The 7,518-nt window shown below is 34.4% G+C and carries 13 protein-coding genes; all 13 read right to left on the bottom strand.

What is annotated here, in order from left to right:
- A partial coding sequence (locus IJ535_RS09515; protein ID WP_294301817.1) for a hypothetical protein occupies positions 1-333 on the bottom strand: 333 nt, incomplete at its 3' end.
- A gap of 540 nt (positions 334-873) precedes the next feature.
- Positions 874-1,155, bottom strand: coding sequence for a hypothetical protein (locus IJ535_RS09520; RefSeq protein ID WP_294301819.1), 282 nt, complete (start codon positions 1,153-1,155; stop codon positions 874-876).
- Between the two features lie 19 nt (positions 1,156-1,174).
- A complete protein-coding gene (locus IJ535_RS09525) occupies positions 1,175-1,657 on the bottom strand; it encodes a hypothetical protein (RefSeq protein WP_294301821.1) in 483 nt (160 codons plus the stop codon).
- Between the two features lie 100 nt (positions 1,658-1,757).
- The gene (locus tag IJ535_RS09530; RefSeq protein ID WP_294301824.1) at positions 1,758-2,144 is read right to left on the bottom strand and encodes a hypothetical protein; all 387 of its coding nucleotides are present in this window, start codon (positions 2,142-2,144) and stop codon (positions 1,758-1,760) included.
- Positions 2,145-2,146: 2 nt separating this feature from the next.
- Positions 2,147-3,544 (bottom strand): hypothetical protein, encoded by a 1,398-nt coding sequence (locus IJ535_RS09535; RefSeq protein ID WP_294301826.1) that lies wholly within the window; start codon positions 3,542-3,544, stop codon positions 2,147-2,149.
- A 17-nt stretch (positions 3,545-3,561) separates the two neighbouring features.
- Complete coding sequence (locus IJ535_RS09540) at positions 3,562-4,080, bottom strand: hypothetical protein (protein WP_294301829.1); 519 nt, start codon at positions 4,078-4,080, stop codon at positions 3,562-3,564.
- 17 nt (positions 4,081-4,097) lie between these two features.
- Positions 4,098-4,394: a WXG100 family type VII secretion target gene (locus tag IJ535_RS09545; RefSeq protein WP_294301831.1), complete on the bottom strand. Its 297-nt coding sequence runs from the start codon at positions 4,392-4,394 to the stop codon at positions 4,098-4,100.
- A 51-nt stretch (positions 4,395-4,445) separates the two neighbouring features.
- Positions 4,446-4,742: a WXG100 family type VII secretion target gene (locus IJ535_RS09550; RefSeq protein ID WP_294301834.1), complete on the bottom strand. Its 297-nt coding sequence runs from the start codon at positions 4,740-4,742 to the stop codon at positions 4,446-4,448.
- 28 nt (positions 4,743-4,770) lie between these two features.
- A complete protein-coding gene (locus IJ535_RS09555; protein ID WP_294301838.1) occupies positions 4,771-5,070 on the bottom strand; it encodes a WXG100 family type VII secretion target in 300 nt (99 codons plus the stop codon).
- A 24-nt stretch (positions 5,071-5,094) separates the two neighbouring features.
- Positions 5,095-5,388 carry a WXG100 family type VII secretion target gene (locus IJ535_RS09560; protein WP_294301842.1) on the bottom strand — a complete coding sequence of 98 codons (294 nt, stop codon included), beginning with the start codon at positions 5,386-5,388 and terminating at the stop codon, positions 5,095-5,097.
- Between the two features lie 19 nt (positions 5,389-5,407).
- Positions 5,408-5,695 (bottom strand): WXG100 family type VII secretion target, encoded by a 288-nt coding sequence (locus IJ535_RS09565; protein ID WP_294301845.1) that lies wholly within the window; start codon positions 5,693-5,695, stop codon positions 5,408-5,410.
- Between the two features lie 14 nt (positions 5,696-5,709).
- Positions 5,710-7,035: a tetratricopeptide repeat protein gene (locus IJ535_RS09570; RefSeq protein ID WP_294301847.1), complete on the bottom strand. Its 1,326-nt coding sequence runs from the start codon at positions 7,033-7,035 to the stop codon at positions 5,710-5,712.
- 20 nt (positions 7,036-7,055) lie between these two features.
- Positions 7,056-7,518 (bottom strand): hypothetical protein (locus tag IJ535_RS09575; protein WP_294301849.1); only part of this gene is annotated, 463 nt, incomplete at its 5' end.

Genomic DNA, 7,518 nt, shown 5'->3' on the forward strand with positions numbered 1-7,518 from the left:
GTTACCAGTTAAAGAACCTAAGCCTTCCATTGCAATACCGTCACGGCCCATTTCATTCGGCAAAACTATTCTAAATAAAATATCATTGTACATACTGTATATAGATGCATTTGCCGTTGTCCATCTAGTTGACCAAATGAAAATAAATACCACCAACATACTAATTGCTGTAACAGTTAATGTCATATCTTTTCCCGTAACAAAATGAACATATCCCCCCCATGCTGCAAGTCCCAATGATATTGTAATCAAAAAAATAGCTCCAAATTTAAAAAAATTTGAATAGGAATCATTATCAATGAAAACCTTGTTTTTAAATAAATTTTTTTCCATCTTAATATCCTCTCAATTGTGCCTTTTTTTGCCCAAGCAGGATCTCCATTTGCTCTTGCCTCTAATGCATTCATAGATTCTTCCACATTTACTATGGAATTTGCAAATCCTATTACACCAGATATTACAGCTGCTATAGAAACTCATAAAAATACTTCAGCGCGTCATACCCACTAGATATCTTATCGTGTACCCATACAGTTGCATTACAGAATAAATTGAATATTGGACTTGAATTTTTAGCTTCTATAAATAAGCTAATCATCAATGCCTCTATTTCTTCATCAGTATCAAATATATCCATATTGTTTACAAGAATTGTAATCAATACCCAATCACAATACTCCATTTTCCAATTATAAAAGAAATATTTGTTCTAACTGTGTCAAAGAACTTTTTCAAGTCTATGTCTACAATCCAGTCATTGCCATCATTCATCATATCTTCGTTGCCTAGGCGTGTTCGGAACTTTCATCTAATAATTTCCTCTCAAAAAAAAGAGAAGCAAGCTAACCTGCCCCTCTTTACCATTAATATTTTTTACTTTAAAACTACTCTAATAATTGTAATCACTACAGCAGCGCCTAAAAGGATTAAGTTTCTTGTAGCATCTTTTTTGAATCTTTCAACTTTAATTGCATTAACATTGAAATATGCTAAAACCAAAACAAGAATAGTGCTGTATGTTCCTCCTAAAAGTGAAGCTACTATTAATGCTATACTTGCTACGAATGAAAGCTTTACCTGCTTTTCCATTCTCTTTTCGCTCTCCTCATCAAAAGTATTTGGTGTCTGATTTTCATTTAAATTTGTGTTATCCATTTATAGTACCTTTCTATAATTAATTACATGTTCTTTTCAAAACAGTTATACCGCCATCATTGCATATTAGAAAATAATTGCCATTATCATTAAATCCAAAGGTATACAGCGAATAATTTTCAAATATTTGTATCGCTTTTCCATCCTTTGAAATAAATGTAAGACTCGATATATTGTTATCTTTAGATTCAATTATTTGTTCACCCTGAACGGTTGTTTTCTTAAGTTCACCACCATATTGACCCACTAATGAGATTGCCTCATCTCTAACTACATCTGAAAATGCTACCATTTCATCTTCATCATATATCAAATCACAATTTTGAATTGTACCGTCTTCGCAATTAAAAACGGTATTTTTCTGTGAAGATATTACAAACAGTAATTCAGGCCTTAGTTTAGAAAACCCAAGCCATTCGAAGCCGCCAACAGCAAATTCTGAAACTATAGCCCATCCATTTATCTTTTTCAACGCATTAATTTTATCTAATGATGTCATCATAATGATTCACTCCTAGTCAAATAAAATCTTTCTTAGTGTGACAACACTCAAATGCATCTCTTTATCGTCTCTAACATAATCTATGCACTTATTTGATACATCATAAGCCTCTTTCATAAGTATGTTTTTGAGGGTTATAATTTTCATATACATATGTTCTGATATTAGATATTTCTTCTTTACTTATAGTATCTAAAAAATCAAGCTTGGAGTCCTTTATACAAAAATATTTACTAAATACACCTATGTCAACTAACTCAACCAAAATGGAACACCAAGAATATTTATCGTTCAATTCTAAAGGTTTGTTCTGACTTTTGCGACCTTGTTCTCGCCAAATTTCTCTTTTTTTCTCTAACTTTATCCATGAAAGAATATTAGTCACAATGACAGTTAGCGTCTTTGAATCAATATCATAGTCCAGTGGAACCAATAATTCCTTATTTCTAGTTTTTAAATACTCAATCATTAATCTTGTAACATCCATGTTCAATTATCCAACCTTTCATAATTACTCCAAATATGCACTTTCATATCATCTTTATTAGGGAACTGAACCTCCATTCCACTTTTAATTTGAAATTCTCTTTCAGCACTATAGGCATGCAGCTCTCCTTCCCAGGTTCTTATTTTGTCAAAACTTTCTCCTGATAAAAAATCATCCACATGCGTTCCCTCATGAACAACATCAGAAAAAATAGTTTCTGAACTGCTCCTAACATACAATTGCTCGCCTACTGCTACCGCTTTAGTTTCCGAAGAGACTCCTAAATAAGACTCAAACAATTCGTCACCTAAGACGTTTATCTTTATTTCTCCATTTTTTATTCCGCGAGCTATTTCTGTCGATTGCTCTGTAACACCATCCAAAGAGTTTATAATATCATCTCGCGAATAATTCTGAGGACATCCTGATACATTTCCCACTTTTCTAGCAAAACTCTGATTCTCTTTTGCTCCTAGTTTATTTTTTCTCGCCCCTAGCTTCTCACTATACTGTGGTCCCGCCTTATAAAACTCTTTCAATCCATCCGCCACACATATTACATCACACACCGTCTCTACGGTGTCAATTGTTGTGGCTGCTCCATATGATAGCTTGTTTAATGTTCCGCTGCCAAAATTTGTATCCCTGAGAACATCTGAAAACTTGTCCTGCTTCCCATATATACTAGCCCAAGCTGGGTCTCCATTCAAGCGGCTTTCTAATGCTCTTGTAGATGTTAATACATCTGTTATTGCATTCACCGCGGCTATTCCTGATCCTATGACTGTGGCTAAAGCAACTAATCCTGCCCACGAGAAGGCTAAACTAAGTGGAAAGCAAGCTATGAATGTTGCCACAGCTACTACGGCTACTGCCACGGCAATAACTATATTTAATAGCTCTTTTCCGCCTCCACATTCATAAAAATATTTTAGTGCATCAAATGCACTATCAAGTGTATCAAACACTGCTATGTAGCAGTCTGCTACTATTTCAAAAAGAGGACACGCATTTTTAACCTCTACAAAAAGATTCAATAAAAATGCCTCTATACCTTCGGCCGCCTGTATTTCCGAATGCTTCTTTAAGAAATCCTCTTGATTATTTTCTATTTTAGTTGCTACGTCCTGATCTGCCTGTTTTGCATGCTCTATTAACGTACATACATTTCCGGCAAACCTAGCATATTCCTCTGCTTTCTCAGTTAAGCTCTTTTGTTTTGCTGCAACATAATACATTGCAGAAGATAATACATCATTAACTCCTGCTGTTACAGAGCCAAAAGCACTATATACATTACTATTTAATTCGTTGCAATAATTCTCTGCCTTTGATGCTAAACTCGTAGCATTTGTTGCTATCGTCTGTAACTCACTATAATCTATAATAAGCGCTGACATTATTTCTCCCTTTATTTTTATCTGTCAATATATTTAGTTTCTATTCTTGTAACTTCTTCGATTGAATTAATTATTTGATATTTACTTGTTGAGTCAAGATATATGACCCATTCATGCATGTTTTCTAACTCCTGCCCATGGAAAGATCTTTTACTTAAGCCTTCAATTCTTAGAGCATTGAGTTTATCACTATATTCTAAATTACTAATGGAAGCTATAGGCATAGTAACTACCATATCAGATTTATAAAAATCATGCCGTATAGCAACATATTTCATACATAATTCTGTTTTTCCTATACCCATATATAACTTTGTAGACTGATAACCTTCTTTCATAAAAAAGAAAAATAAATTAACAGCAAATACAAAAATCAAAAGACTTCCCATTATCCTTGGGTCAAATCCTCTTAATAATAGTTCAATAAAAACGCATACTGTATATATGAGCATTATTACTAAGATAATCTTTTTTATCTGTAACTGTCTAAATGATAATGGTATAAAAATCTTACTATCAACCTTATAGCTTTCCATCAGTTTATTCCTTTTAATTAACCTCTAAATGCATTAGCGATTTCTTCATCTGCCTGCTCAAGTGCATCTGCTGCACCATTCATCTGTGATGCAATTCCTTCTAATACCTCTGGAAGTGTATCCTTCATGATTGGGTACATATCTCCCTCAAATGTCTCGATAAATGAGCTCTGTGCCGCACCTTCCCAGTTTCCTGTGATTTCATCAATCTTTGCCTTAAGTGCTGCTACTTCCTGATTGATGGCTTCCTCTTTCTGCTGAATGAAGCTTGCTCCTTCTCTTAATTCCTCTGGTGTAATTCTAATCTGTGCCATTTCTTTATCCTCCTAGATATATTCTATATAAATACTTTACTGAACTATTAACTAACCTCTGAACGCATTAGCGATTTCTTCGTCTGCCTGCTCAAGTGCATCTGCTGCACCATTCATCTGTGATGCGATTCCCTCTAATACCTCTGGAAGTGTATCCTTCATAATTGGGTACATATCACTCTCGAATGTTTCAATAAATGAGCTCTGTGCTGCACCTTCCCAATTTCCTGTGATTTCATCAATCTTTGCCTTAAGTGCTGCCACTTCCTGATTGATAGCTTCCTCTTTCTGCTGAATGAAGCTTGCTCCTTCTCTTAATTCCTCTGGTGTAATTCTAATCTGTGCCATTTTTAATTCCTCCTGATTTACATATTTTTTAATTATTCTTTAAAGCATCTGAAACACTTTCATCTGTCTGCTTCATTGTCTCAGCAGAACACTTAAGCTGATTCGAAATGCCTTCTAGCACCTGTGGTAATGATTCCTGCAATGCAGGGGCCATCTGTTCTGTAAATGTATCTACAAACTGTAACTGAGAAGCCCCAGCCCAGTTTTCAACTGTATTATTAATACACTTAACCATCTCTTCTACAATAGAGCAAATTTGCTCATGTTCATTGGTTAAAAATTCAGCTGTTGAAACTAATTCCTCAGGTTTTAATTTTATCTCAAACATATTTCTCCTATTCTGCTCTTTTTATTAAGATAATGAACTTGCGATTTCCTCATCTGTATCATCAATTGCTTGTGCTACTCCATATAGCTCTTCCACTAATGTATCAACAACATTAGGAATATCATCCTTTAAAAAGGGTTGTAATTCCTCATAATATTGTTTATATACTTCATCTTTTGCTTTACCTAGCCATGCCACTTCAGCCATAAGCATTCTTTTATCAACAGCTTCTATATGCTCTTTATATTCATCTAAAAGCTTTTCAAGGTTCTGTGCACATTCCCTTAATTCTGAGGGTGTAATCACTATATTTGCCATATGCCCCTCCTTTCATTCATTAAAGTCCTAATTCTTCCGCTTCATCCCAAACTGGCTGATATGTATCAATCGCTATTTTCATATTATCGGCCATATGTGTAATGACAGCTTCGTACTTTTGCATATTTTCTTTCCATTCATCATTAAATTTTTTAAAAAATGCATCAGCAGCTTTTGATTGCCAAGCACTACTTTTTAAATCATTTACATCTCCTTCAAGAAGCTCTCTAAGAGCCTTCATATCAGCAGCAAATTGTTCATACTCGGATTTTGCATTTCCCAATGCGGTTTCATCATAGTAAAACATTTTTCTATCCCCTTTTAATTAATTAGTTTTGAAATAGTTGATCCTGGCTGTGCAACAGTTGCAGCAAGCTTTCTTTCAGCGTCCGCTTCTTCTTTCCTTCCAGCAACTTCTAATACCGTTGCCTTAAGGATATGCATTTCAGCAACTTTTTCACCTACATTAACAAGATAATCTGCTATTTCTAAAGCCTTATCATATTCGCCCATTTCTCTCAAACACATTACTCTGTATGAATAGTACTCAAGAAATTCTGGATTATCCAAAGACTTTGCTCTATAAAAAGAAACTGCTTCTTTAAATAATGGCATTGCTTCATCCATTCTGTTTAATCCCTTAAGAGCAAATGGTTCATAATATCTTCCAGCAACTGAATAAGCATCTTCCATTTCTGCATTCTTCAATTTTCTTGCTATATCTAAAACCTTATCAAATTTTTCTTGAGTGATATAGCAATTCATAAGCATAAATAGTGCTTCTGAATCGAATAAACCATTTTTATCGCTAAATTCGATTGCTTTATTTATAGAAGAAATCAGTCCATCAATATCTTCCTTAAATGCATAAATTCTTGCTTCATGCATAGCAATTTGTCTCATAGCAAAATTAGTATCTGATACTTCCATTGTTTCTTTAATTGTTGATAAATATTGTAAAGCTTCATCAAATTCCTTCTTGTCAATCAAAATGGAAGCTTTATCCAAAGCAAAATTGACGTCTTTTTTAAATAACGATAAAGCCTCATCAATTATTGCCTCAGCCTCATCAAATCGCTTCAAGGATTCTAATACTAAAAACTTTAAATGGTATCCTTCAAATACATCAGGATTAGAAAGAATAAGCTCCTCTAGTGTTTGAAGCGCTTCTTGCAATTGATTAACCCTAATCTGACAGCGTGCCTTTCGAATTCTTATATCTGGCCTATTAGGATTTCTTAAAATAGCTTTAGAGTAATTCCTGATAGCTAAGTCTATCTCTCCATCATCTTCTTGCATAAGGCCCAAGCTATATAGAACCTGCGCATCATTGTAACCACATGCTATAGCATTATTGTATAGTTCTATAGCCCTTGCTCTATTCTGTAATAAAACCTCTATGTTTGCTAAATGAAATAAAGCTAGTCCATTATCTCTCTTCAGTTTTAGTACTTTTTCAAACTCTAGTTTTGCATCTTCATATTTTTCCATATTAGCAAGTGCAACACCCTTACCAAGATAAACCTCTTCATTCATGTTATCTTCCTGCTCTGCTTTAGAAAAATACTTGAAAGCCTCTTCTCCTTTTCCTTGACCTAATAATGTTTTAGCCAAATTCATATACTCTTTAAAATCTTCTCGTGACATCTATTTTGCACCCCTTCTAATTATCTCCAATTTATTTTTTCCGTTGTGTGATCTTTAAAATACTTGAAGTACTCTATAAGTTCCTCATAATCGTTATAACCAGGGAATATGTAAAACGAAGTCTTCATAGATGGAACTACCATGCCTGGAGCCGTACATCTCATTTTCACCTTATATCCTTTTCCAAAACGTTTAATACTTAATACATGAAGTACCTGTTGACTATATCCCTGTTGTAAAATTTTCTCTAAAAACGCATCATCTTCTGCCATTCTATTCTGTTGCTGTTCTCTCACTTTTACACCTGCAACCGCCATGGCTCCTCCGGCTAAAGTTCCTGCCTCTTGGTTACCAGTTAAAGAACCTAAGCCTTCCATTGCAATACCGTCACGGCCCATTTCATTCGGCAAAACTATTCTAAATAAAATATCATTGTACATACTGTATATAGATGCATTTGCCGTTGTCCATCTAGTTGACCAA

Origin of the sequence: Pseudobutyrivibrio sp. (assembly GCF_017471675.1) — a bacterium.
GTDB lineage: Bacteria > Bacillota > Clostridia > Lachnospirales > Lachnospiraceae > Pseudobutyrivibrio.